The following is a 22,793-nucleotide window of genomic DNA, read 5'->3' as shown; positions in this document are numbered from 1 at the left end:
GACCACTACTGACTTCAGGACCCATCATGGCCATTATTCGCGCAGCCGCCGTACAGATAAGCCCGGTGCTTTACAGCCGCGAAGGCACCGTGGAAAAGGTCTGCCAACAGATCATCGCCCTCGGTCGACAAGGCGTGCAGTTCGCCGTATTCCCGGAAACGGTGGTGCCTTATTACCCCTATTTCTCATTCGTGCAGCCGCCGTTCGCCATGGGCGCACAGCACCTCAAATTGCTGGATCAATCCGTTACGGTTCCGTCCGCCGCCACCCTTGCGATTGGCGAGGCCTGCAAGCAAGTGGGCATCGTGGTGTCCATCGGCGTTAATGAACGCGATGGCGGCACGATCTACAACGCGCAATTACTCTTCGATGCCGACGGCAGCCTGATTCAGCATCGCCGCAAGATCACCCCGACCTACCACGAACGCATGGTCTGGGGTCAGGGCGATGGTTCCGGTTTGCGCGCCATCGACAGCGCTGTCGGGCGCATCGGCTCGCTGGCCTGCTGGGAGCATTACAACCCACTGGCCCGTTACGCCTTGATGGCGGACGGCGAGCAGATCCACGCGGCGATGTTTCCCGGCTCCCTGGTGGGCGATATTTTTGCCGAGCAAATCGAAGTCACCATTCGTCATCACGCCCTGGAATCCGGTTGTTTTGTGGTTAACGCCACCGCGTGGCTGGATGCCGATCAGCAGGGCCAGATCATGCAGGACACCGGTTGCGGCCTCGGCCCGATCTCGGGTGGCTGCTTCACCGCCATCGTCTCTCCCGAAGGCAAATTGCTCGGAGAACCGCTGCGTTCCGGCGAAGGCGTGGTGATTGCCGACCTTGATCTAGCACTGATCGACAAGCGAAAACGCATGATGGATTCGGTCGGGCACTACAGCCGTCCAGAGTTGCTCAGCCTGTTGATCGACCGCACGCCCACGGCGCATGTCCATGAGCGCGGCGGCCACTTTGCATCGGTGGCCGACGAGGAGTCCGACCATGCAAACCAATGAATTGCTCGCTGAACTGCAATGCCATGGCGTGCGTTGGCCAGCGGCGCAAAACGGCCTGTCTCGACAAGGCGGTGCAGGCCCGTCAGACCACAAGGCGCTGACGTTCGGCAGCCGGACCATGATGGTGCCGATCCTCAACCAGGCCTCCCAGGATTCGCCCTATCAGGCGCAACCCACGGCTGATGGCAGTCAGGCGCTGATCTTCCGCGAAGGCTTGCAGGTCGGCCAGGTGCAGATGCCCGGCGTGCCGAAGTTCTACAGTTTGAGCACCGCCGACGGTATTCCCTATTGGAAAATCGCCACGCTGCACAGCAGCGATGTGCTGGCGACCACGGTGTTACAGCACTGCATTCGCTTCAATGACCGCGCCAGTTCCTGCCAGTTCTGCGCCATCGGCCAGTCACTGGCAGCGGGAAAAACCATTGCCCGAAAACGCCCGCAGCAATTGGCAGAAGTCGCGAAAGCCGCAGTGGAGCTCGACGGCGTCAAGCACATGGTGATGACTACCGGCACGCCACAAACCCCGGACCGTGGCGCGGCAATTCTGTGTGAGTCTGCCGCGGCGGTAACCGCTGTGGTCGCTCTACCGATTCAAGCCCAGTGCGAGCCGCCGGACGACGATCGCTGGTTCCAACGCTTGGCCGACAGCGGTGTAGTGTCGCTCGGCATGCACCTGGAAGCAGTCACTGATGAAGTGCGCCAACGGATCATGCCGGGCAAGGCCGAAGTGCCGCTGAGCCGCTATTTCGATGCCTTCAGAGCGGCGGTCGACGTCTTCGGTCGGGGCCAGGTCAGCACTTACATCCTCGCCGGCCTGGGTGACAGCGAAGCAGCGATCAGTGAGATGAGCGAGCGTTTATGCGCGCTGGGTGTGTACCCGTTCGTGGTGCCGTTCGTACCCATCGATGGCACACCGTTGGCTCTTCACCCGAAACCCGACAGCGCGATGATGGCCCGGCTCTACCCGCAAATCGGCGCCAGCCTGCGTCGTCACGGTTTGCACTCCGATCAGATCAACGCCGGCTGCGCCAAATGCGGCGCGTGCTCGGCTCTGAAAAGCTACGAATAAGCCGGAGAACACCCATGCCGAATCTCGCCTTTGCTTTGGTCGACAGCACCTTCGAACCGTTTCGCGCCGGTGAACTTGTGGTCAAGCCCGCCAACGAACACTGGGAAAAACAGGCCTATTTCGCCCTGCGGCGCTCGGTGTTTTCCGATGAGCAACAACTGCTGGTGCAGGACAAAGACAGCCATGATTTCCAGGCGATCGCCATCGTCGCCTTGGCCGGCAATTGCGGCATCGCTGATCAGGTGGTCGGTGCGGTGCGCATCTATCAGCCAGAGCCTGGTTTGTGGTACGGCGGGCGCTTGTGTGTCGCTCCGGCGTATCGGCGGCACAGCATGATTGGTAGGGCGCTGGTCAATGAAGCGGTGTCTCGGGCCAAGGACCTGGGTTGCGAGGTGTTTCGCGCCACTGTACAGACGCAAAACGAAACCTACTTTCACGGCTTGAGCTGGCAAACTCTCAAACAACTGGAATTGCTCGGCCAGCCGCATTGCCTGATGCAGGCGGATTTGCCGAGCTACCCGTTGATGCCGCGCCAGGTGTCGTTACGTGCGCTGAAGGTGGCTCGCCATGACTGACGTCGTTGATTTACCCGCGCTGCTCGAGACCTTGCGCAACACCCCAGCGACGCGCTCGAAACAGGCTATCCAGCAACCGGCGGCGGTTATCGGCAGTGCGGCGCAAGCGCTGACCCGCGAACAGCTTTACGCCTTGCCCGGCGATGACACGGCAGCGATTGCCTGTGGCGAGCATTTCCAGCTGCTGGCCATCGAAGGCATGTTGCCGGCCTTCGTCGAGGCGGCGCCCTGGTTTGCCGGGTGGTCGGCGGTCATGGCCAATGTCAGCGACATCACCGCCATGGGGGGACGCGCCACGGCGGTGGTCAATGCTTATTGGCATCACGATGATGCGGCCGCCAAAGCGCTGTTGGCGGGTATTCGTGCGGCCTGCGACGCGTATGGATTGTTGCTGGCCGGTGGGCACACCAGCCTCACGGCGGGCAATCCGGCTGCGCTGGCGGTAGCGATTACCGGCATCGCGAAAAAATTACTGTCGACCCTGCATGTCGCTCCCGGTCAGGTAATCGCCATGGCGGTGGACCTTGACGGCCATTGGCATTCCGACAGCACGTACTGGAAGGCCTTCGAAGGCGTACCGGCCGAGCGCCTGCGCAGCAAGCTCGAAGTGCTGCCGCGCCTGGCCGAAGCCGGGCTGCTGCAGGCGGCCAAAGACATCAGCAACGCCGGGATTCTCGGCAGCCTGTTGATGTTGCTGGACACCACCGGCTGCGGCGCGACCATCGATTTATCTGCGCTGCCCTGTCCTGCGGATGCCGACCTCGCTCGCTGGCTTCAGGTGTTTCCCAGCTATGGCTTTTTGATGACGCTGGATGAGCGTGACTGGCCGCAGGTGCAGAGCGCTTTTGCCTTTGAAGGCGTGCGCTGCGAACGCATTGGCCTGGTCAACGCCAGCGGCACGTTGCGTGTCCAGTCCGGCGCACAACACGGCGACTTCTGGAACCTGCGCGAGCAGCCGTTTACCGGATTCAGCTATCCCCATCTCGATCTGACCCCTTTAAAACTCAATCAACAGGAGCACTGACATGCCCGCCGTCAATTTCAAAATCCGCTGGCCCAATGGCCGGGAAGCGACCGGTTATTCGCCTTCGACCGTGATCTATCAATACCTTGAGGAGGGCGCCAGTTACCCGCTGACGGACTTTCTGCAACTCATCGAAAGCGCATTGGACAATGCCTCGGAACGGGTCAAGCAGGTCAAGGGTTTCTATTGCAGTTCGGCGATGGACACCTTGAGTTCGCTCAAGGGCCAGGCCAGTTACCTGGTCGATCCAGCCTTCGCCGATGGCCAGGTGGACATTCTGAGCATGCGTACCGAAGGCGCAGGCCAAGTGATCGGTGCGGGCTGGAGCTCATTCTGATTCATCGATTTTTCCCTTAACCCTTTTCGTTACCCAGTACTGGAGCACCCATGACCAGCCACCTCACTTCAATCAAAACTCCACACCACAGCGTGATCGTCGTCGGCGGCGGTCAGGCCGGGTTATCCGCCAGCTACTACCTGCAACAGCAGGGCATCGATCATCTGGTCCTGGAAAAACACAGCCTGACCCACACCTGGCGCAATCAGCGCTGGGATGCCTTCAGTCTGGTGACGCCCAACTGGCAATGCGCATTGCCGGGCTACAGTTACACAGACGGCTTCAACGGCAGCGATCCTCATGGGTTCATGAAGAAGGACGAGATCAACGAATACTTGGCCGGATTCGTCAAATCGGTCAATGCTCCGGCCCGTGAAGGTGTCACGGTCCAGCGCGTAGTGCCTCGAACCCAAGGTGGTTTCGAGGTGCATACCTCGCAAGGCGAATTCACCGCCGATCAGGTGATTGTCGCGTCGGGCGGTTATCACACACCGATCATCCCGCGCCTGGCCGAACGCTTGCCGGCGGGCATTCATCAGCTTCACTCCGAGCAATACCGCAATCCGCAGGCCTTGCCCGTCGGCAATGTGCTGGTCGTTGGTTCCGGGCAGTCGGGTGCGCAAATCGCCGAGGACTTGCACCTGGCCGGGCGCAAAGTCTATCTGGCTGTCGGTGATGCGCCACGTTGCGCACGTTTCTACCGGGGCAAGGACGTAGTCGATTGGCTGGCGGAAATGGGTTACTACGAGATTGGCGTTGATACCCATCCGTTGCGTGAAGGCGTGCGCGACAACACCAACCACTACGTGACCGGTCGCGATGGTGGTCGTGATATTGACCTGCGCAACTTTGCCCGCGAAGGCATGGAGCTGTTCGGTCGGCTCGACGGCTTGCAAGGCACGCGCCTGCAATTCGCCAACAACCTGACCGAGAATCTGGACAGCGCCGATGCGGTGTACAACCGGATCAACGGCTCGATCGACAAGTACATCGAGCAACACGGGATTGATGCGCCTCCCGGCGAGCACTACCAGCCGAGTTGGGTACCCGTGCAGGAGCGTAGCGAACTGGACCTGGTGAGCGAGGGCATCACCAGCATCATCTGGTGTATAGGCTTCAGTCCGGATTTCACTTGGGTCGAGGCACCGGTCTTCAATGGGCGTGGCCATCCCGGGCACCAACGCGGAGTCACGGCACAGTCTGGTTTGTACTTTCTTGGATTGCCGTGGTTGTACACCTGGGGATCAGGACGTTTCTCGGGTGTAGCGCGGGACGCAGAGTACCTGGTGCAGCACATTATCGAAGGAGCGCTTGAAGGCACCTCACGGAAACGACGTTCAGTGGCGGGGTAGGCCAGACCACCAAATCCTCTGGCGTGTGTGAGCAGGCCAGAGGCGTTTGCTTCTAGCACCGTGGATGGCTGAAACAAAGTTTATCGTGCCTCCGGGTGCTGGGGATCTGGAGGATGACCGAAGCCCGCCCAAGGCAGGATCGTTCTCGTATCCATCACGATTTCCGGAGGACGAGCCGCATGAGGCGGTGTCAACAGTTGTAGGCAGAGTACTAGATACGCCATCTGGTTCATGAGCGCTCCGGGAGGAAAATCCAACCCTTCCGACAGTGTCGACCATCGGAAGGGACAAGTTCGATGGTGTAAGGGGCAATCAGTTTTTATTGCTCGTATAACGCAGGGTGCGTTCGGTGAAATCGGCATATCCCAAACGACGTTCGAAGGTTTCGAAGTCTTCGAGAAGACGTTGCGTGGACGAAACCGAGGGAGGTAGGCCGGGTGTTGAGGCAGCGAGTCGACCTTAGAGACCGATAACGTCGCGATGAACCTCAAGCGAATTGCGCTCTACCCAGTTGTGCGCTAGCAGTCCGTCTGTACGTACTTCCCAAACCGCAGTACCGAGCATTTCGAAAGGTGTGCTACACGAGCGAGCGCCTATGAAGCCCTTGTTCTTGCCGGTGAGTTTCCACCGTGAGGCCACGCGAGTACCTTCTTTGTTCTGGAAGGTCTCGATGCTGCCAAATGTGAAATCTTCGATCTTCGACAAAAAGACTTCGATCCACTCAATAAAGGCTTCACGGCCGACGATATCGACCCCGCCAGAGGTAATGACAAAGTCTTCAGCAACAAAGCGTGCGGCGGCCTGCGGATCTTTCGCCTGCCAGACTTCTCGCCAGAAGCTTTCAACAATTTCTACAGCTTTATTGTCAGGCATTTTCTATCTCCTGGAATTTGAGCTCGGCGTCCCATTCAGTGGTGACGCTGGATTAGTCGGTGAAACGTCCCTAAGGGATGATCACAAGCACGATGTTCGGAGTTTGCTATCTATAATTCAAACGCATAAAGTTAATGGCATCTAGTTGATAGGCGAATTCATCATGCAAGCGGGCGACGTGGATATCGATTTGCTTCGGGCGTTTATCGCAGTCGCAGAAACGGGAAGCTTCACGGCGGCGGCTGAGGTGATTGCACGATCGCAATCAGCGGTGAGTCAGAAAATCATCCGGTTGGAAGAAGTACTTGGCATGCGCGTTTTCGAGCGCACCAGTCGTGCATTGACCCTGACCCCGGAGGGCGAACGTCTTCTGGTTGGCGCACGCAAAATGATGGTGCACTTTGACAATTTCGTCCGTGAAATCAGGGAGCCAGAGGGGGTGAATGTCCTGCGTCTCGGCATCTCTGAGAACCTGGTGCCTACCCAGTTGCCACGACTGCTCTCCCGCTTCAGCAAGCTCTATCCGGATATTCAGCTGGAACTCACCACTGGCCTCAGCAACGACTTGTTGGCGGACCACGAAGCAGGACTGCTGGATGTGGTGATCGCTAAACGCAAGATCAGCGCCACGGCCCAGCGAGGCAGGATCATCTGGCGTGAACCACTGGTCTGGATTGCCGCAAAGGATTATGAAATTGAAGCATCGCGGCCGGTGCGCCTGGTGATGATGCGACCTCCATGCGCGTACCGCGCGATCATGATCGAGGCGATGGCTTCGGTAAGGCGCGACTGGACTTCGGCCTGTCTGGCCAGCAATCTGATTGGCGTTCAAGCAGCCGTAGCAGGCGGATTGGGTATCACCGCCCTTGGCACTTCATTTCTGCAAGAAGGCATGAAAATCGTCGAGCCTTCGGAAAAATTGCCTACGCTGCCCACCACTGAAGTGGCGGTGATCGGCGATGATGTACGCACTCAGCATTTAGTCCAGCCTTTGGTGTCGTTGCTGACTGAAGGACTGATGTCCGGTACTAGCCTGACATGACATTGCAGGTTCGTCCTTCTTGTTTGCGTCTGCGAGGGGCGCCTTCACGCAGCACCGATCCCGTGGCAATGCTCTGTCGAAAACTGATTCAGGTTAGGCATTAGCCTTGGCTGCGGTAACACACGCACTAGTGGCAGTTGCGCGTCTTGTTGGCGTGAGCCGCAGTATGCTGGATCGCGATCAATGCACCCCTTGCGTCACGTCCCTGATTTTTTTCACCTGTTCAGCCGTCACGCTCGAACCCTCCTTGTGCCACGCGGTGCGAAGATAAGTCACCACGTCGGCCACATCCTGGTCGTTCAGCGCGGCGTTGAAACCGGGCATGGGGAAGGGGGAGGGGATGCCATGGAGCACGATGAAGGGGGTGCCATTAAGGGTGACGTTGATCAACGATGATGGATCCGGCTCCAGCACATTGGGGTTCCCCGCTAACGGTGCCAGCCAAGGCGCTCGACCTTGGCCGTTGCTACCGTGACATTGAAGACAATGGTTAGCGTAGAGCAGGCGGCCACGATTGCCACTGAGGCTGGTTGCCAGGCCCGCTCCCGGTTGAAAGGGTGCTCCATCATCGTCACGGGCTCCGGGCAGGGATTTCAGGTACACCGCGACGGCACGCAAATCCTGTTCAGTCAGGTGTTGGCTGCTATTGTTGACCACCTCGGTCATTGAGCCGAACGAGGTCGCGTGCCGATTAGCGCCGCTGCGCAGGAAGTTTTCAATGTCCTGGATGTCCCAGCGACCTAGCCCCGTGTTGTGATTGCCGGTCAGATTGGAAGCGAACCAATGGTCGACCTGTGCACCGCTCAGGTAGCGAGGGCTGTTTTGATCCAGCCCCAGTTCCTGAAAACCGATTCCTCTCGGCGTGTGACAGGCACCGCAATGCCCTAGGGACTGGACCAGATAAGCGCCGCGGTTCCATTCTGAAGACTGCTGCGGGACGGCGGTGTAGCGTTCATCCTCTAGAAACGTCCAACTCCAGAACATCAATGGCCAGCGAATGCTAAGCGGCCAGGGAATGTCCGACGCTGTATTGGCCTGGGCGACGGGGGGGACTTCCTGCATGAACCAGGTATAGAGCGTATGCATGTCCTCGTCGCTGATTTTCGCATAGGAAGGAAATGGCATGGCCGGATAAAGGCGATGGCCGTCCTGGGCTACGCCTTCGCGAACCGCTCGTATGAATTCGGCCTCGCTGTAGCGACCAATGCCGGATTCACGATCAGGGGTAATGTTGGTGGAGTAAATGGCGCCCATGGGCGTCACCATTTTCAGCCCGCCGGCAAATGGCTTGCCTCCGGGAACAGTGTGGCAGGCGGCGCAATCTCCGGCTCTCGCCAGGTATTCACCGGTACTGACGAGCGTACTGTCGTTGGCTGCGTATGCAGGCGCAAGTACAGCACTCAGCCAGACAAGGCAAAGGGCAGGAATCAGGTTCTTTATCATGATCAGGTTCCTTATCTGGCGTTGACAAGGTCTATCTTGCGGAGGTGCGCTTTACCTGGGAATTCGGCACGATTGCTTATCACCTCAGCAAAAATCCCCATTGAGGTTTTGCCTCACCCTAGGGCCGCAGGGTGTTTGCACAACGGTGTTATGTCGAGCGCCATGAAGGGGAACAGCGGCAGAGCGCTCAGGATTGCGTGAAGCTCGTCGATACTGTCGACATCGAAAACACTGACGTTTGCCCATTTCCCAGCGACCCGCCATAGATGTAGCCACGTCCCTTGATGCTGAAGCTCTTGCGCCTGCTTGACCTCCTGGGCGCTGAGGTTTCGAATTTTTTCCTGGTCCGCGTCATGTGGAATGTTGATCTGGATGTATACGTGAAACAGCATGGGAATCTCCTGTCTGTCTGAGGGCGATTAAGCGACCTCCGTTCTTACAAACGGATAATCACTGATTTCAATTGAGTGTAATGAGACAGGGCATCAACACCCTGTTCGCGCCCATATCCGCTTTGTTTGAAACCACCACAGGGCGTCTGCACGAAGCCGCCGCTGTACTCGTTGACCACGATTCGGCCGGCTTCCAGTCTGCCTGCCACGCGATGGATGCGCCCGATGTCCCGACTCCAGATCCCGGCCCCCAATCCAAACTCACTATCATTGGCAATGCGCAAGGCGTCGGCTTCATCCTTGAACGGTATGACACACACGATCGGTCCGAAGATCTCTTCCCGAGCCAGCGTCATATCGTTAGTGACGTGGGTGTAGACCGTAGGTTCGATGTACCACCCCTCATCCAGTCCTGGCCGGGCTAGCACCTTGCCCCCGATAGCAAGCGTCATACCTTCGCGTTCGGCGATGGCGAAATAGCTTTTGATTTTTTCGAATTGCGCCTGAGTTGTGATGGGGCCTGAAGTGGCGTCATCTTCCGGGCCGACGCGCAGCACTGCGACTTCGGCGACTAGCTTTTCCACAAAACGATCGTAGATATTTTCCTGAACCAGCAGGCGCGTGCCGGCCGCGCACCATTGACCACTGTTCCATGTGAAGGCAGTGGTCGAACCCCTTGCCGCAGCATCGAGGTCAGCATCGTCAAAGACAATATTGGCTGACTTGCCGCCCAATTCCAGGGTCAGTGGAAGAATGCGCTCTGCGGCGATATGCCCCAGTTCCTGACCTGCTCGCAACCCACCGGTGAAGGAGATCTTGCGAATATCAGGATGACGGGCCATGACCGGCCCTATGACGCTGCCTTTTCCAACGATGACGTTGAAAACGCCAGCGGGTATTCCAGCTTCTTCCACGGCAATGCGCGCCAACTCTACCAATGATGCGGAGGTATGCTCGGAGGGTTTCGCAACGACGACATTGCCGGTGGCCAACGCTGGCGCGATTGCTCGTGCAGCTTGGTGGAGCGGGGCATTCCACGGCAGAATTACGCCGATAACGCCGAATGGATCGCGCCGAGTGTAAACATGGTAATTCGGGCCTTGGTTGATCACTTCGCCATCCATCACATTCACGATGCCGCCATAGAACTCGAAGTATTGGGCGGTGAGATCCATTAGCGTTGACATCTCACGGCGCGGCTTGCCAGTGTCTGCACTCTCCAGCGCGCCCAAGGTGCTTTCACTGCGCCGAATGATGCGAGCCAGGTCGTTGAGTAGACGACCACGGTCAGCTGGGCGCATATCGCGCCATGCCTGCAATGCGCTGGATGCGGATTCGATAGCGAGCTCGACATCGCGTGCGTCACTGTTGGCGACTTCACTGAGTTTGAGCCCGCTGCGCGGATCGATTTTGTCCACATACGCGCCTTCCACCGGCTCCGCATATCTCCCGTGGACATAACTCTTCACTTTTTCAAACATGGTCGTTTCTCTCTGAAAGCAATCTCGCAATTCGAGGTGACAAGCGTGCAGTGTCGGGCCAACCTTTTTCGTCGTTACGTGGCAGACGATTCCGGCAGGGTGGTTTTCATTACAGAAGCAAGCAGAGGGTTGTTCAACTGATTTTATGGCGTTGGAAGATTGAGAAAAAACCAATCGTCAGTGGGATAACGGAACGAAAAAAAGCCTGAAAAAGGCGGGGATAAGCATCTGAAACCACAACCGCGACATTATTGCCGGGGTTTTTCTTTGGGAAATTATTTAGCAGATCCACTCATGCGGCCTCGCTGAGGTTCATTATCAACGCTGAACGCTTGTGAAATTTTGCACATGAACTCCGCGCTCGTTGGCATATGTAGGTCAAAGAACACTGTTTATGCTGCCTCCACTACGGGAATTTATGCGGAGTGTTAACGATGATTATCGAAGTGAAAGCTGACAACACACTGGGCGTCATGCGGGCCGCCTGGATAATCACGGCAATATTTATACTTTCCAATGCTGCAACACCGTTATATGGAATTTGGCAGGATGAATTAGGATTTGCTTCGGGAATACTGACTGTTATTTTCGGATGTTACATTCTCGGGTTGTTAATGACTTTAATTGTTGCTGGACAACTTTCGGATCACTATGGGCGCAAAGCAATGTTGCTGCCATGCATTGTGATAGCCATTGCAGCCGCAGTGTTATTTGAGGCGGCTCAAAGCGTCTTCGTCCTGATGCTTGCGCGCTTCCTGACAGGCGTATCAGTAGGAATCGTCGTCTCTGCGGGTATGGCCAATGTAGTTGAACAGACCTCGTCCCACCGTAAGCATTTCGCGTCGTTAATGGCGTCTGTTGCCATGGTCGCAGGTGCGGGCTCGGGACCTTTGTTAGCGGGGGTAATAGCCCACTACTGCGCGGATCCGATTCGCCTGGTCTTCAGCACTGAAATCCTGCTGTTGTTGCTCGCGCTGGTCGCCGTTCTTCGCCAACCCCATCGCAAGTTGGGTACAGGAAGGTTCCGTCCCAAGCTTCCCTCTATACCAAAGCAGAGCATCGGCGTTGTCTTGCTGGGAGTGACCTTTTTCGGGCCTGGAATCACAGCTACGTCTTTTGTGCTTTCGTTGGGACCGAAGATGCTCGCGACATTTTTACATACCAATCAACCCCTCCTGAGTGGTGTGATGGCGTTTTTCATGTTTCTTACCGCAGTGCTCGTGCAATTTGCGATGAAGCCATTCAGCGTTAAAAAAATGTTTTTGCTCAGCGGCCTCTCGACGATTTTAAGCATGCTGAGTCTGTGGTTTGCGCTGCACTTTGGCTCTGCTGCATGGCTTCTGGTAGGCGCTTTGTTTGCCGGTGCGGGTCAAGGCCTGGGGCAATTAGGCGGGTTGACACTGATTGCCGATAATGTGTCGGCCAATCGCCGAGCTGAAGCGAATGCGATATTCAATATCGGCGGTTACATACCAGCCGGCATCATTCCAGTGGCCACGGGTTATCTCATTGAATTTTTTGGTTTGGAAATGGGAGTGACTGCCTTGGCCTGTTTTATTGCCAGTAGTGCTCTGCTGGCGCTGGGCGGCTTGGCAATGTCTGCGAGGGTCGCTTGATCGAGTGATGTTCATTCCCACAAAAAAAGGCGCGAGGCAACTCCTGCCTTTTTTCATCCGCCTCAGTATTGAGTTGATATTTTGTCAACTGACTCCTTTCTTCATATCGTTTGAGCGGTCACGCTTGATGTTCGACCATTCCTGAAACGATCTGCTGCTGGCGGATACAACAGGAGGTCAAATGAACAAATCATCGCAACTTAATCGGTTTCAGCTGAAACACAAGTTGTGAACAGCTGGGTGGGTGAGGCGTATATTGAGCGCACGTCACCAGGCATTTTCTTGCAGAGAGGCGAGCACCATGAGTCAGTCACTATCGCTGGTTGTGAATCAAAAAACAGTTACAGTCGAAGTTGATGATCCAAATATGCCACTCCTATATGCTCTTCGCGATGAGCTTGGATTTCATGGCCCCAAGTTCGGCTGTGGCTTGGGCCAGTGTGGTGCTTGTACGGTATTGCTCAATGGAGAGGCGTTGCGGTCTTGCCTGATGCCTGTATCCGCCGTCGTAGGTTCCAGCGTCACTACGCTTGAAGGTTTGGCCGAAGGCGACGCCTTGCATCCTCTGCAACAAGCGTTCATCGATGAACAAGCAGTGCAGTGCGGCTACTGCATCAACGGCATGATCATGCAGTCGGCGGCGTTGCTGCGTCGCAACCCGACACCGAGCGACGAACAAATCCGCCAGGAACTGGCCAATAACTTATGCAAGTGCGGCACTCATGTGCGGATCTTGCGCGCGGTAAAACGCGCCTCCGAATCGATGCAGGGAGGCCAACATGTTTGATATCTCAAGCAGTCGACGAGGGTTTCTCAAGGGTGGGGCGGTTGTGGTCGGCTTTAGCCTGCTACCTCAAGCCGCTCAGTTGCTTGCTCAAACAGGTACTCAGGAAAAAAGCGTTAACCTCGATCAGGTCGACGGATTTTTAGCCATCGATAAAACCGGTCAGGTCACAGTCTTCTCCGGCAAAGTCGATCTGGGTACCGGCGTTGAAACCGCGCTGGCACAAATGGCCGCCGAAGAACTCGATGTAGCGATTGAACGGATCACGATCATCCAGGGTGATACAGCATTGACCCCGGATCAAGGCACCACATATGGCAGCATGTCGATCACCAATGGCGGGTTGCAGATTCGCCAGGCTGCGGCGACTGCCCGTCAGGCATTGATAGCTAAAGCTGCCGTGCGCTTGAAGGTCGGCATTGATCACTTGCAAGTCACCAACGGCGTGATCTCCACCGCACCTGGGGCACCTGGCCTCAGCTATGGCGAACTGGTTGGCGGCGATCAGTTGAACTTGCCCATCGCGACGAACGTGGTGCTCAAAGATGCCATGCAATACCGGAGCATCGGTAAGTCCGCGGCGCGTCGTGATATTCCACCAAAAGTCACCGGTGACTTTACCTACATGCAGGATTTCAAGGTGCCGGAGATGCTCCATGCCCGGGTCATTCGGCCACCAGCGATGGGGGCAACGCTAGTCAGCGTTGATGAGGCGTCGGTCAAGGACATTCCTGGTCTATTGAAAGTCGTACGCGAAGGAAACTTCCTGGCAGTGGTGGGCAAGACGGAATGGTCAGCGATCCAGGCGATGAGAACCCTCAGCGCTTCGTGGACGAACTGGACGGGACTGCCTGAGCAGGAAAAGCTTTGGGAGCATGTGCGTGCTACACCCGTGACGAATACCGAAGTCTCCAGCAAGTTGGGCGACACCGGTGCGGCTTTGCGCAGCGCACATCGCACGCTGAAATCCACCTATGATTTCGCCATTCATACCCATGGCTCCATCGGCCCTTCGTGTGCCATCGCCCAGTTCAAGGACGGTGATCTGACTTGCTGGACTGCATCACAGGGTACCCATGCCTTGCGCCGGCAATTGGCGGTGATGTTCAAGCTTGATCCAAAAAACGTGCGTGCAATTTACCTGGAGGGTGCCGGTTGTTATGGCCGCAACGGTCATGAGGACGCCGCGGCAGATGCAGCTTTGTTGGCGAAGATCATGAACAAGCCGGTGCGCGTGCAGTGGATGCGTGCCGATGAACACGGGTGGGACCCGAAGGGGCCTCCGACGCTCATCGATATGCAGGCCGGTTTCGACGCTGACAACCATTTGACCGCGTGGCAAAGCGACTTCTTCGTGCCGGACGGCAAACCGGGTACGGTGGCGCTAATCGCTGCCGACCTGAGCGACATGCCCCATGAAGACTTCATCTCACCGGGCGGCGTGATGGGAAACTCAGGCATTCCTTACCGGTTCGCCAATATCCTCACTCAAGGTCACCGCTTGGCCAATACGCCGTTTCGTCCTGCATGGATTCGCTCCCCGGGACGGATGCAGAACACTTTTGCCAACGAAAGTTTTCTCGACGAAATTGCAGCAGTTGAAGGAATTGATCCGATGACGATCCGTCTCAAAAGCATCGATCCCACCGACTTGCGTGGTGCCGAGGTGTTGCAACGTTTGGCAACGATATCGAAGTGGCAGGCAGGGGCTTATCCTCGCCCGGCCGGCACCGACGAGACGGTAAGGGGGAGGGGACTGGCCTACGTCAAATACGACTTGTCGAAAACCTACGTGGCCATGGTGGCGGACGTTGAGGTAAACCGAAAAACCGGCAAGATCCTTGCGCGCAAGTTCTACGTCACTCATGACTGTGGGCTGGTGATCAATCCCGACGGGACCCGCAACCAGATCGAAGGCTGCATCGTGCAAACCCTCAGCCGGACCTTGCGAGAGGAGCTCAAGTTCGATCAGTCGACCGTGACCAGCCGCGACTGGGCGTCCTATCCGATCCTCACATTCCCGGAAGTTCCGGAGATCGAAATTGAGTTGATCGAACGTCCCACGGAACCTCCGCTGGGCGTAGGTGAAATTGCCGCGGCCGTGGTGTGTGCGGCAGTCGGTAACGCGGTATTCGACGCCACGGGAGTGCGTCTGCGGTCAATACCTTTCACCGAGGCCAAAGTGCTGGCCGCGTTGGGGCATACCGCAAGCACTAGTGTTTGACTGCCCGCAATAGCGGCAAAACTACCCGCTGCTGTGATGCAGCAGCGAGTGTTTTTTCTGGGTGCTCAGCGCGGGTTTTCAGCCACATTCCCACCCTGAATTAAGTCTCTATCCTTCAAGTATGTCCGGAGGCCCCATGGACAGCGTCGATCTCAACGTCTTGAAAAACGTCCTGCAATGGCGGCGCGACGGACATCTTGTCTGGCTCTATACGGTCATCCAGACATGGGGAAGTGCACCCCGTCCACCAGGCGCGATGTTAGCCTTGCGCGAAGATGGCATGGTGATCGGGTCAGTGTCGGGAGGGTGCATTGAAGATGATTTGATCGCGCGTCGTCAGTCAGAACGGGATCATGAAGTGCTCAATGTTCCCGTACAACTGATCACCTACGGATTGAGCAGGGAAGAAGCGGCCCGTTTTGGACTGCCCTGCGGAGGCACGTTACGGTTAACCGAAGAACGGATAACTGATCCGTCCTGGGTCGAAGAACTGTTGGCGTGCTGCGAAAACCACGAAATTGTGAGTCGTGAACTGTCGCTAAGCACAGGTCAGTCGAAGTTGGGTGCTGCGACGCGCGATGATTTCCTTGAATTCGACGGAAAACGACTGAAAACAGTTTATGGGCCGCGCTGGCGTCTGCTATTGATTGGTGCTGGGCAACTGTCCCGCTATGTGGCGTCTATGGCTCGAATGCTGGATTTCGACGTCCTTATCTGCGATCCGCGAGAAGAGTTCGCCTATGGCTGGGAGGACGAAGGAGCCCGCTTTGTTCCGGGAATGCCTGACGATGCCGTGCACGCTATCGTCCCTGATGCACATACTGCCATCGTCGCGCTCACCCATGATCCAAGGTTGGATGACATGGCACTATTGACAGCACTGAAGTCCGATGCTTTCTATATCGGCGCGCTTGGCTCTCGAGTTAACACACTCAAACGTCGAGAAAATCTCCTGTTGCTTGGGTTGGCGCAGGACGAAATTGCTCGATTGCATGGGCCTGTCGGTTTACATATTGGTAGTCATACTCCGCCGGAAATAGCCTTGTCGCTAATGGCCGAAATCGTCTCGATCAAGAATGGAGTCCAAGCAGTGCAGAAGAAGTCCTTTGTTGAGCCGCGTCTGTTATCGCTGATCGCAAGCGCCTGAATCTCTGTGATCTAACACCGACTGAACCAAAGCAGTGATTTATAACTTTGCTCGTTACCTTGCTCAAGCTCCTTAGAATCACCTGGGGGATGCAAAAGCTGTGGTCTCTGCCTGCTTTGCAAGGAAGACACTATCTCTAGCCTTTTTAAGCGGAAGTCTATGCGACAAGAGCGTCGTCATCTCGCTCAAGGCATCTCTATCATGCCACTGGATAGTCGGTAAGTGGCTGCTGGGATCACTGATGCGGTCCCAACAGCTCTATGAGCCATACTTTCTACTACCGACTTCGCAGCCAAGGTGTGATTTGGCGGACGCGTAACGACTTATTCGAAAAATGGAAAGTCGGTATAGCCCTTCTCACCGTCGCGTGTATAAAAGGTGGAATGAGGAGCCTCGGCAAGCGGCCAATTGTTTCTCAAACGATCCACCAAGTCAGGATTGGCAATGAAAGGTCTGCCGAAAGCTATCAGGTCTGCCCAACCGTCATCCATTGCCGCCTGAGCCGCTTGCTGGTCAAATCCTCCACACCAGATCAATGTGCCCTGAAAGGCGTTACGGACCTCGCGCACTAAGTCGTCACTGAGATTATTTTCGTTGAACTCGCTGTCCACAGTGTTGCCTGCTGGTAACGGTTGGTAGACGACATGCAGATAGGCAATTTCACGGCGATTCAACTCGCTGCACAGGTAAAGCAAAGTTTCTTCTGCGAATGGATCAGAGGGCATGCTATTGAATTTTCCGAATGGGGAGACACGAACGCCGACCTTATGGGCCCCTAGTTCCCGAATCGCAATGTCGACCACATCCAGCAACAGACGCGTTCGCGTTTGAGGTGTCTGCCCCCCGAATTGATCAGTACGCGTGTTTAGGGTCGAGTTCATGAACTGATCGAACAGATAACCATTGGCGCCGTGAATTTCCACACCATCAAACTCGGCAGCTTTCGCGTTTCTGAAGGCAAGCGTGAACTCATCGAGCAGTCCTGCGACCTCGTCGGTCTCAATCTTGCGCGGAGTATCCGCGGGAACGAAAACCGCCGTTCCTGTGGTGTCGTAGATAAATACATCGGATTGTGCTGCCCGCTCATCGGTCGCACCACGCGGTGCCTCTCCGTTAGGTAGCATTGTGTGGTGGGCCATTCTGCCGACGTGCCAGATTTGCAGAAAAATCGTACCGCCGTGGAGATGGACTCGGTCGGTTACCAGGCGCCAACCTTGAGTCTGCTCCGCTGTATAAATGCCAGGGGTGCAAGCGTAACCCTTGCTATACGCCGAGACATCGGTAGCTTCCGTAATGATCAGGCCAGCACTCACTCGTTGCGCATAATAGGCCGCCATAAGCGCATTGGGGACGTCCCCGGTGGAGGTGCGTGATCTGGTCATCGGGGCCATGACGATGCGGTTTTGTAGCTTGCGGGTACCTAGTGCATAGGCCTTGAACAAGGAGGACATCTGAATTATCTCCAAAGTGGACTGGAGAACCAGATTAGTTAGAGCTTATTCTCGTATCTACACACACTTTGGTATGCAAGATTGAACCGCCCTATGACCCTTACAAAAATGCTTCCCCGCCTACCCATCGAGCGAACCCTTGGCATCATTTCAGGACGCTGGAAAGCAGTCATCATCCATGTATTGCTGGAGGGTCCCAAGCGAACGTGCGAGATAGAGACTCAAATTACCGGTATCTCGCAGAAAGTCCTTATCCAGCAGCTCAAGGCGCTCGAAGAACACGGCATTGTTTGGCGAAAAACCTCTCTTGAAGAGCCGCAACGCGTTGATTACTCGTTGACGCCATTGGGATTGAGTCTTGAACCTCTGATTTCGTCGCTCCAGGATTGGGGCCAGCAACATGCGCAAGAGCAGGGGGACGCCCATCGACTGATATCGTGCGACGCGGTCGTGCGCTCACTTGATGGCCAGCGCTAGTGTGAGTCAAACAACGTTCTAAAGCGATAATGCAACTAGCCACCTACCGTTCATCAAACCTGAGGAGAGCATCATGCTATTCCATGTGAAAATGACCGTGAATTTGCCATTCGAAATGAACCCAGACCTCGCCGCCCAGCTCAAGGCCGATGAGATGGCCTTGGCGCAGCGCCTGCAGCAGCAAGGGAAGTGGCGCCACCTATGGCGTATCGCCGGGCACTACGCCAATTACAGCGTCTTTGACGTCGACAGCGTTCAGGAATTGCACGACCTGTTGATGCAATTACCGCTACATCCCTACATGGCAATTGAGGTAGATGCGATGTGCCAGCATCCCGCTTCCATTCATGAGGATAATCGCTAGGCCGACGTTGTTCCGATTTGCATGCTAATCAATGCACGATGAGGATCCATCATGACCAAGATTGCCATTGTTACCGGTGCAAGCCGCGGTCTCGGCCGAAGCACTGCACTGAGCATCGCTCGCCACGGCAGTGACGTCATTGTTACTTATCAGAGCCGTGGTGAAGACGCTGAGGCTGTCGTCGCAGAAATCAACGCCTTGGGGCGCAAGGCGATCGCCTTGCAACTCGATACCGGGAAAATTGCTGGTTTCGCGCCATTCGCTGGGCAGCTTCAGAAGGCATTACGCGAGATCTGGCAGCGCGAAACATTCGATCATTTGGTGAATAACGCCGGTCACGGTGATTACGCTCTGATCGAACAGACCACCGAGGAGCAGTTCGACGGGTTGGTCAATGTCCATTTCAAGGGCGTTTTCTTTTTGACTCAGGCGCTGCTGCCAATGATCGCCAATGGCGGCCGTATCATTAACCTTTCCTCCGGGTTGACGCGGGTTTCCTTTCCCGGCTATGCCGCTTATGCAGCCGTCAAGGGCGCGGTTGAGGTACTTTCCGTGTACATGGCCAAGGAGTTGGGTGGTCGTGGTATCGCGGTCAACACTGTGGCGCCGGGCGCAATCGAAACTGACTTTGGCGGCGGCGCCGTCCGCGACAATTCTGAGGTTAACAAATTGTTCGCGGATATGACCGCGCTAGGCCGCACAGGGCTACCGGACGATATTGGACCGATGATCGCGAGTTTGTTATCTGAGGACAATCGCTGGGTTAACGCTCAGCGGATTGAAGTGTCCGGAGGCCAAGGCATATAAGCGGGATGATGGCGCTTCCCATGAGTGGGTCATCAAGGTTTATGGGGGTGGCGAAGCGGACAAACCCATGGACCACGCTACCCGTCAATCAGGCGTTCTATTCGTAGCGCTGGTTTCGTTCGGTTTCGGCATTTTGCGAACCTCAGTCAATAACATCAGCACGAGAACGACATTGGTTAGCGCGCCCCCCCCCGAGGACCATCATGGTCACCGTTGCGCCGTAGCGCTGCTGCAAGTACCCCCAGCCAAAGGTATCAATGCTTTCGCAATCAATGTCTGACGAGCAATTCGGCCCAGTATGATCGGGTAAATACGTGTACCGAACAGTGCCAGGGGCAAGGTGCCGCGAACGATGGAACGAATGCCACTGCCAGCGCCGTAAAGCACGATGCTCAATGTTGCCATAGTGGGTGACATGATCACGCACAGCAACCCAAGTGCGACGAGAACCGAAGAGCCTAACGCGCTCCAGATCGGGTGAGCTTGCTTGCCGATGAGTATATCGATGGCGCGGGCACCCACTTGGCTGGGTCCGAGCAATGCGGCAATACCCAGGGCTGCAGCGAGCGAGATGCCTTGCGCTTGTAGCACGGCGATCAGTTGGACCGAAATCGCGGTCATGATCACGGAGGCCAGGATGAAGCCCGCTGTCAGTAGCTTGAACATCCTTTCTTGCGCTACGTTCGATAGAGCTTGTTCGATGCGTGGGTGAGCCGTTGTTGTTTGTATTGCGGGGAGGTGTTTGGGAAACACACACAGCTAGATCGGCAGTACCAGCAGCGCAAGTCCGGTGCTGTACACCAAACAGGTTTCACGCCAGCCGAAGCGCTCGATGAGGATGGCAATCAGTGGCCAGGCTATGGTGGTACAGAACCCAGAAATCGGCGTGATCCGGGGGATCGCGCTGCGCGCGTTGTCTCCATAGAGTTGTCCCAGAGCGGCAAACAAAGGGTCGTAGAGTCCGGCAGCCATTCCGACACCGATCACCACCCAGGCCATAACAAAACAGGGCAGGTTGGGTGCGCTGGCGAGCAAGACCAGGCCCAGCGCGATGATGAGGCCACTGGTTGCGAGAATCAGTCGACCACCGGTCCTGGCGACCAAGACGGGCCCGCTCGCCAGCCTAGAAAAGTGCGGACACCGTCCGTAAAAATGCACATCTTTTACTGTGTACTGACTCAGTTTTCAACACATGACACGAGGAAACTCATCACCGCCTGGACGGCCGGGGATTACGAATTTTCGTATATCTACGGGAGTGCACGGTTCATTGATGGAATTAGAAAAGCAATTAAAAGCCATCTCATATTGATTTGAGTATTGGAGGGGGATTTGGCGGTTGCTCCGCGTCAAAACAAACACACCAATCTTTAAAGAAAACGATATCAGATATGCCACGAGTACCGGATGGATTGCGCCAGATCTGATCCGGTTTTTTATGCATAATCTGCTTCTGTAATGAATATCAGCGCAAGCGCATATTGGCCCTATCGAAGTTGCCCCGTGTGAGAGGGCAAACACTGATGAGGACCCGAGCATGTATCAATACGACGACTACGACCGTGCACTGGTGCTAGAGCGCGTAGAGCAGTTTCGCGATCAGGTCGAACGCTATCAAGCGGGCGAGCTGAGCGAAGAAGAGTTTCTGCCTTTGCGCCTGCAGAACGGTCTGTATATGCAGAAGCATGCTTACATGCTGCGGGTCGCAATTCCCTACGGTACTCTGTCGGCGCGGCAGTTGCGCATCCTGGCGCGAATCGCTAGCGACTATGATCGCGGTTACGGGCATTTCACCACCCGGCAAAACCTGCAGTACAACTGGATCGAGCTGCATCAGGTGCCTGAGATTCTGCAGCACCTGGCAGAAGTGGATATGCATGCGATCCAGACCTCGGGAAATTGCGTGCGCAATATCACCACCGAGGCCTTTGCCGGCGTCGCGGCCGATGAATTGATGGATCCTCGACCTTTGGCAGAAATCCTGCGGCAGTGGTCGACAATCAACCCGGAGTTTCTGTACCTGCCGCGCAAGTTCAAGATTGCCATCTGTTCCGCAAAACAGGATCGTGCGGCGATCATGATGCACGACATCGGCCTGTACTTGTATGCCGACGAAGCAGGCCATATGCGTTTGCGGGTGATGGTCGGCGGTGGATTGGGGCGCACTCCGATCTTGTCGCAGCAGATCCGGGAAGACCTGCCCTGGGAGCATTTGTTGTCTTATGTCGAAGCGGTGTTGCGGGTCTACAACCGCCACGGACGACGTGACAACAAGTACAAGGCGCGAATCAAGATCCTGGTAAAGTCACTGGGCATCGAAGCCTTCGCTGCTGAAGTCGAACAGGAGTGGCAACAGATCAAGGATGGTCCCGCGCAACTGACTGAAGTCGAATACCAGCGCGTCGCCCGCGCCTTTGTCGTCCCGGCGTATCAATCGCTGAGCGATACAGAACTGAGTTTTGGCAGTGATCTGATGGCTTTTCCTGATTTTGCACGCTGGGTATCGCGTAATACCCAGGCGCACAAGGTCCCTGGCTACGTGAGTGTCGTGTTGTCGACAAAACCTGGCGCGGACACACCGCCTGGCGACTTGACGGCAGTGCAGATGGAGGCGGTGGCCGGCTGGTCGGAGCTTTTCGGTTTCGGTGAGATACGTATCGCTCATGAGCAGAACCTGATTTTACCGGACGTGCGCAAAAGCGATTTGCTCGCGCTGTGGACGCTGGCGTGCGAACAGGGGCTGGGGGTGGCCAATGCCGGCTTGCTGACTGACATCATTGCCTGCCCCGGTGGTGATTTTTGCGCCTTGGCCAATGCTCGTTCGCTACCCATTACCGCTGCGATCCAGGCGCGTTTCAATGACCTCGACTTCCTGCATGACCTGGGCGATTTCAGCTTGAACATTTCCGGCTGCATGAATGCCTGCGGTCATCACCACATTGGCAACATAGGCATCCTTGGGGTCGATAAAAACGGCATGGAGTGGTACCAGATCACCCTGGGTGGCGCCCAGGGCAAAGCCGCGGCATTGGGCAAAGTGATCGGCCCATCCTTCAGCGCCGAGCAAATCCCGGATGTTATCGAGCGCATCGTCGACACCTTCGTCGACTATCGAGAAGTCGATGAAAACTTCATGGATACCTTCTCCCGCATCGGTATCGAGCCGTTCAAGGAGCGGGTCTACCCCAAACACGCGGAGGCCCTAGCATGAATAACTTGCTGATGTTGTGCGAAGGCGGTGCGCGTCATGTTTCGGATGATCAGTGGACCTTGATCCGCGACGCCGAGGGTGAGCTCCCCACCGGCCCGCTGATCCTGCCACTGGCTCCCC

The 22,793-nt window shown here is 56.2% G+C and carries 22 protein-coding genes; 15 read left to right on the top strand and 7 right to left on the bottom strand.

The features are described from left to right. Positions 1-26 precede the first annotated feature (26 nt). From PMI26_RS28430 to PMI26_RS28455, 6 genes are read left to right on the top strand one after another with little or no spacing between them, the layout of a single operon-like run. Positions 27-1,004 carry a Nit6803 family nitrilase gene (locus PMI26_RS28430; protein ID WP_007969975.1) on the top strand — a complete coding sequence of 326 codons (978 nt, stop codon included), beginning with the start codon at positions 27-29 and terminating at the stop codon, positions 1,002-1,004. After that, positions 991-2,073: an MSMEG_0568 family radical SAM protein gene (locus tag PMI26_RS28435; RefSeq protein WP_007969974.1), complete on the top strand. Its 1,083-nt coding sequence runs from the start codon at positions 991-993 to the stop codon at positions 2,071-2,073. Before PMI26_RS28430 ends, PMI26_RS28435 begins: the two co-directional genes overlap by 14 nt. 14 nt (positions 2,074-2,087) lie before the next feature. Then, positions 2,088-2,648 carry an MSMEG_0567/Sll0786 family nitrogen starvation N-acetyltransferase gene (locus PMI26_RS28440; protein ID WP_007969971.1) on the top strand — a complete coding sequence of 187 codons (561 nt, stop codon included), beginning with the start codon at positions 2,088-2,090 and terminating at the stop codon, positions 2,646-2,648. Beyond that, positions 2,641-3,672 carry a sll0787 family AIR synthase-like protein gene (locus tag PMI26_RS28445; RefSeq protein ID WP_007969969.1) on the top strand — a complete coding sequence of 344 codons (1,032 nt, stop codon included), beginning with the start codon at positions 2,641-2,643 and terminating at the stop codon, positions 3,670-3,672. Before PMI26_RS28440 ends, PMI26_RS28445 begins: the two co-directional genes overlap by 8 nt. A gap of 1 nt (position 3,673) precedes the next feature. Next, the gene (locus tag PMI26_RS28450; protein WP_007969967.1) at positions 3,674-4,009 is read left to right on the top strand and encodes an MSMEG_0570 family nitrogen starvation response protein; all 336 of its coding nucleotides are present in this window, start codon (positions 3,674-3,676) and stop codon (positions 4,007-4,009) included. A 50-nt stretch (positions 4,010-4,059) separates the two neighbouring features. Beyond that, the gene (locus PMI26_RS28455; protein WP_007969965.1) at positions 4,060-5,361 is read left to right on the top strand and encodes an MSMEG_0569 family flavin-dependent oxidoreductase; all 1,302 of its coding nucleotides are present in this window, start codon (positions 4,060-4,062) and stop codon (positions 5,359-5,361) included. Between the two features lie 459 nt (positions 5,362-5,820). On the opposite strand, the gene PMI26_RS28460 is transcribed toward PMI26_RS28455, so the two are convergent. Then, entirely contained in the window at positions 5,821-6,234 is a 414-nt protein-coding gene (locus PMI26_RS28460; protein WP_007969964.1) for an ester cyclase, read from the bottom strand. 163 nt (positions 6,235-6,397) lie between these two features. Here PMI26_RS28460 and PMI26_RS28465 point away from each other — a divergent pair, with 163 nt between their 5' ends. After that, entirely contained in the window at positions 6,398-7,276 is an 879-nt protein-coding gene (locus tag PMI26_RS28465; protein WP_007969963.1) for a LysR substrate-binding domain-containing protein, read from the top strand. A gap of 180 nt (positions 7,277-7,456) precedes the next feature. On the opposite strand, the gene PMI26_RS28470 is transcribed toward PMI26_RS28465, so the two are convergent. The 3 genes from PMI26_RS28470 to PMI26_RS28480 all read right to left on the bottom strand — a co-directional run bounded on the left by PMI26_RS28470 (position 7,457) and on the right by PMI26_RS28480 (position 10,592). After that, a complete protein-coding gene (locus PMI26_RS28470; RefSeq protein WP_007969962.1) occupies positions 7,457-8,719 on the bottom strand; it encodes a c-type cytochrome in 1,263 nt (420 codons plus the stop codon). Positions 8,720-8,832: 113 nt separating this feature from the next. Beyond that, positions 8,833-9,111, bottom strand: coding sequence for a muconolactone Delta-isomerase (locus PMI26_RS28475; protein ID WP_007969961.1), 279 nt, complete (start codon positions 9,109-9,111; stop codon positions 8,833-8,835). Positions 9,112-9,155: 44 nt separating this feature from the next. Then, positions 9,156-10,592: an aldehyde dehydrogenase family protein gene (locus PMI26_RS28480; RefSeq protein ID WP_007969960.1), complete on the bottom strand. Its 1,437-nt coding sequence runs from the start codon at positions 10,590-10,592 to the stop codon at positions 9,156-9,158. 434 nt (positions 10,593-11,026) lie between these two features. Between PMI26_RS28480 and PMI26_RS28485 the strand changes: the two genes are divergently transcribed. From PMI26_RS28485 to PMI26_RS28500, 4 genes are all read left to right on the top strand, one after another. Further along, positions 11,027-12,208 carry an MFS transporter gene (locus tag PMI26_RS28485; protein ID WP_007969959.1) on the top strand — a complete coding sequence of 394 codons (1,182 nt, stop codon included), beginning with the start codon at positions 11,027-11,029 and terminating at the stop codon, positions 12,206-12,208. A gap of 301 nt (positions 12,209-12,509) precedes the next feature. After that, positions 12,510-12,995 (top strand): (2Fe-2S)-binding protein, encoded by a 486-nt coding sequence (locus PMI26_RS28490; RefSeq protein WP_007969958.1) that lies wholly within the window; start codon positions 12,510-12,512, stop codon positions 12,993-12,995. Beyond that, positions 12,988-15,216, top strand: coding sequence for a xanthine dehydrogenase family protein molybdopterin-binding subunit (locus PMI26_RS28495; protein WP_007969957.1), 2,229 nt, complete (start codon positions 12,988-12,990; stop codon positions 15,214-15,216). Before PMI26_RS28490 ends, PMI26_RS28495 begins: the two co-directional genes overlap by 8 nt. 136 nt (positions 15,217-15,352) lie before the next feature. Continuing rightward, entirely contained in the window at positions 15,353-16,363 is a 1,011-nt protein-coding gene (locus tag PMI26_RS28500; protein ID WP_007969955.1) for an XdhC family protein, read from the top strand. Positions 16,364-16,686: 323 nt separating this feature from the next. Here PMI26_RS28500 and PMI26_RS28505 read toward each other — a convergent pair whose 3' ends face one another. After that, the gene (locus PMI26_RS28505) at positions 16,687-17,814 is read right to left on the bottom strand and encodes an alkene reductase (protein WP_007969953.1); all 1,128 of its coding nucleotides are present in this window, start codon (positions 17,812-17,814) and stop codon (positions 16,687-16,689) included. Between the two features lie 93 nt (positions 17,815-17,907). Here PMI26_RS28505 and PMI26_RS0129265 point away from each other — a divergent pair, with 93 nt between their 5' ends. The 3 genes from PMI26_RS0129265 (at position 17,908) to PMI26_RS28515 (ending at position 19,462) form a co-directional block, all read left to right on the top strand. After that, on the top strand, positions 17,908-18,291 hold the full coding sequence (locus PMI26_RS0129265; RefSeq protein ID WP_033047299.1) for a winged helix-turn-helix transcriptional regulator: 384 nt from the start codon (positions 17,908-17,910) through the stop codon (positions 18,289-18,291). Between the two features lie 73 nt (positions 18,292-18,364). After that, complete coding sequence (gene catC / locus PMI26_RS28510; protein WP_007969952.1) at positions 18,365-18,655, top strand: muconolactone Delta-isomerase; 291 nt, start codon at positions 18,365-18,367, stop codon at positions 18,653-18,655. Positions 18,656-18,706: 51 nt separating this feature from the next. Then, positions 18,707-19,462 (top strand): SDR family oxidoreductase, encoded by a 756-nt coding sequence (locus PMI26_RS28515; protein WP_007969951.1) that lies wholly within the window; start codon positions 18,707-18,709, stop codon positions 19,460-19,462. Between the two features lie 207 nt (positions 19,463-19,669). On the opposite strand, the gene PMI26_RS31760 is transcribed toward PMI26_RS28515, so the two are convergent. Together PMI26_RS31760 and PMI26_RS31755 are read right to left on the bottom strand one after the other, a co-directional pair. Further along, the gene (locus PMI26_RS31760) at positions 19,670-20,128 is read right to left on the bottom strand and encodes a hypothetical protein (RefSeq protein WP_007969950.1); all 459 of its coding nucleotides are present in this window, start codon (positions 20,126-20,128) and stop codon (positions 19,670-19,672) included. Positions 20,129-20,221: 93 nt separating this feature from the next. Further along, a complete protein-coding gene (locus PMI26_RS31755; protein WP_007969949.1) occupies positions 20,222-20,566 on the bottom strand; it encodes a hypothetical protein in 345 nt (114 codons plus the stop codon). Between the two features lie 433 nt (positions 20,567-20,999). On the opposite strand from PMI26_RS31755, the gene PMI26_RS28520 reads away from it, so the two are divergent. Continuing rightward, positions 21,000-22,673, top strand: coding sequence for a nitrite/sulfite reductase (locus tag PMI26_RS28520; protein ID WP_007969948.1), 1,674 nt, complete (start codon positions 21,000-21,002; stop codon positions 22,671-22,673). Positions 22,674-22,793: the final 120 nt, after the last annotated feature.

Origin of the sequence: Pseudomonas sp. GM33 (assembly GCF_000282295.1) — a bacterium.
GTDB lineage: Bacteria > Pseudomonadota > Gammaproteobacteria > Pseudomonadales > Pseudomonadaceae > Aquipseudomonas > Aquipseudomonas laurylsulfatiphila.
This window is presented reverse-complemented; position numbering and strand designations above follow the sequence as displayed.

Excerpts from the sequence above, each read along its gene's own strand:
- PMI26_RS28515 (WP_007969951.1), top strand. The coding sequence starts at position 18,707 with ATGACCAAGATTGCCATTGTTACCGGTGCAAGCCGCGGTCTCGGCCGA.
- PMI26_RS28475 (WP_007969961.1), bottom strand. The coding sequence starts at position 9,111 with ATGCTGTTTCACGTATACATCCAGATCAACATTCCACATGACGCGGAC.
- PMI26_RS28435 (WP_007969974.1), top strand. The coding sequence starts at position 991 with ATGCAAACCAATGAATTGCTCGCTGAACTGCAATGCCATGGCGTGCGT.
- PMI26_RS28460 (WP_007969964.1), bottom strand. The coding sequence starts at position 6,234 with ATGCCTGACAATAAAGCTGTAGAAATTGTTGAAAGCTTCTGGCGAGAA.
- PMI26_RS28440 (WP_007969971.1), top strand. The coding sequence starts at position 2,088 with ATGCCGAATCTCGCCTTTGCTTTGGTCGACAGCACCTTCGAACCGTTT.
- PMI26_RS28445 (WP_007969969.1), top strand. The coding sequence starts at position 2,641 with ATGACTGACGTCGTTGATTTACCCGCGCTGCTCGAGACCTTGCGCAAC.
- catC (WP_007969952.1), top strand. The coding sequence starts at position 18,365 with ATGCTATTCCATGTGAAAATGACCGTGAATTTGCCATTCGAAATGAAC.
- PMI26_RS28505 (WP_007969953.1), bottom strand. The coding sequence starts at position 17,814 with ATGTCCTCCTTGTTCAAGGCCTATGCACTAGGTACCCGCAAGCTACAA.
- PMI26_RS28490 (WP_007969958.1), top strand. The coding sequence starts at position 12,510 with ATGAGTCAGTCACTATCGCTGGTTGTGAATCAAAAAACAGTTACAGTC.
- PMI26_RS28450 (WP_007969967.1), top strand. The coding sequence starts at position 3,674 with ATGCCCGCCGTCAATTTCAAAATCCGCTGGCCCAATGGCCGGGAAGCG.
- PMI26_RS0129265 (WP_033047299.1), top strand. The coding sequence starts at position 17,908 with ATGACCCTTACAAAAATGCTTCCCCGCCTACCCATCGAGCGAACCCTT.
- PMI26_RS28520 (WP_007969948.1), top strand. The coding sequence starts at position 21,000 with ATGTATCAATACGACGACTACGACCGTGCACTGGTGCTAGAGCGCGTA.
- PMI26_RS28485 (WP_007969959.1), top strand. The coding sequence starts at position 11,027 with ATGATTATCGAAGTGAAAGCTGACAACACACTGGGCGTCATGCGGGCC.
- PMI26_RS28480 (WP_007969960.1), bottom strand. The coding sequence starts at position 10,592 with ATGTTTGAAAAAGTGAAGAGTTATGTCCACGGGAGATATGCGGAGCCG.
- PMI26_RS28455 (WP_007969965.1), top strand. The coding sequence starts at position 4,060 with ATGACCAGCCACCTCACTTCAATCAAAACTCCACACCACAGCGTGATC.
- PMI26_RS31760 (WP_007969950.1), bottom strand. The coding sequence starts at position 20,128 with ATGTTCAAGCTACTGACAGCGGGCTTCATCCTGGCCTCCGTGATCATG.
- PMI26_RS28495 (WP_007969957.1), top strand. The coding sequence starts at position 12,988 with ATGTTTGATATCTCAAGCAGTCGACGAGGGTTTCTCAAGGGTGGGGCG.
- PMI26_RS28470 (WP_007969962.1), bottom strand. The coding sequence starts at position 8,719 with ATGATAAAGAACCTGATTCCTGCCCTTTGCCTTGTCTGGCTGAGTGCT.
- PMI26_RS28500 (WP_007969955.1), top strand. The coding sequence starts at position 15,353 with ATGGACAGCGTCGATCTCAACGTCTTGAAAAACGTCCTGCAATGGCGG.
- PMI26_RS28465 (WP_007969963.1), top strand. The coding sequence starts at position 6,398 with ATGCAAGCGGGCGACGTGGATATCGATTTGCTTCGGGCGTTTATCGCA.
- PMI26_RS28430 (WP_007969975.1), top strand. The coding sequence starts at position 27 with ATGGCCATTATTCGCGCAGCCGCCGTACAGATAAGCCCGGTGCTTTAC.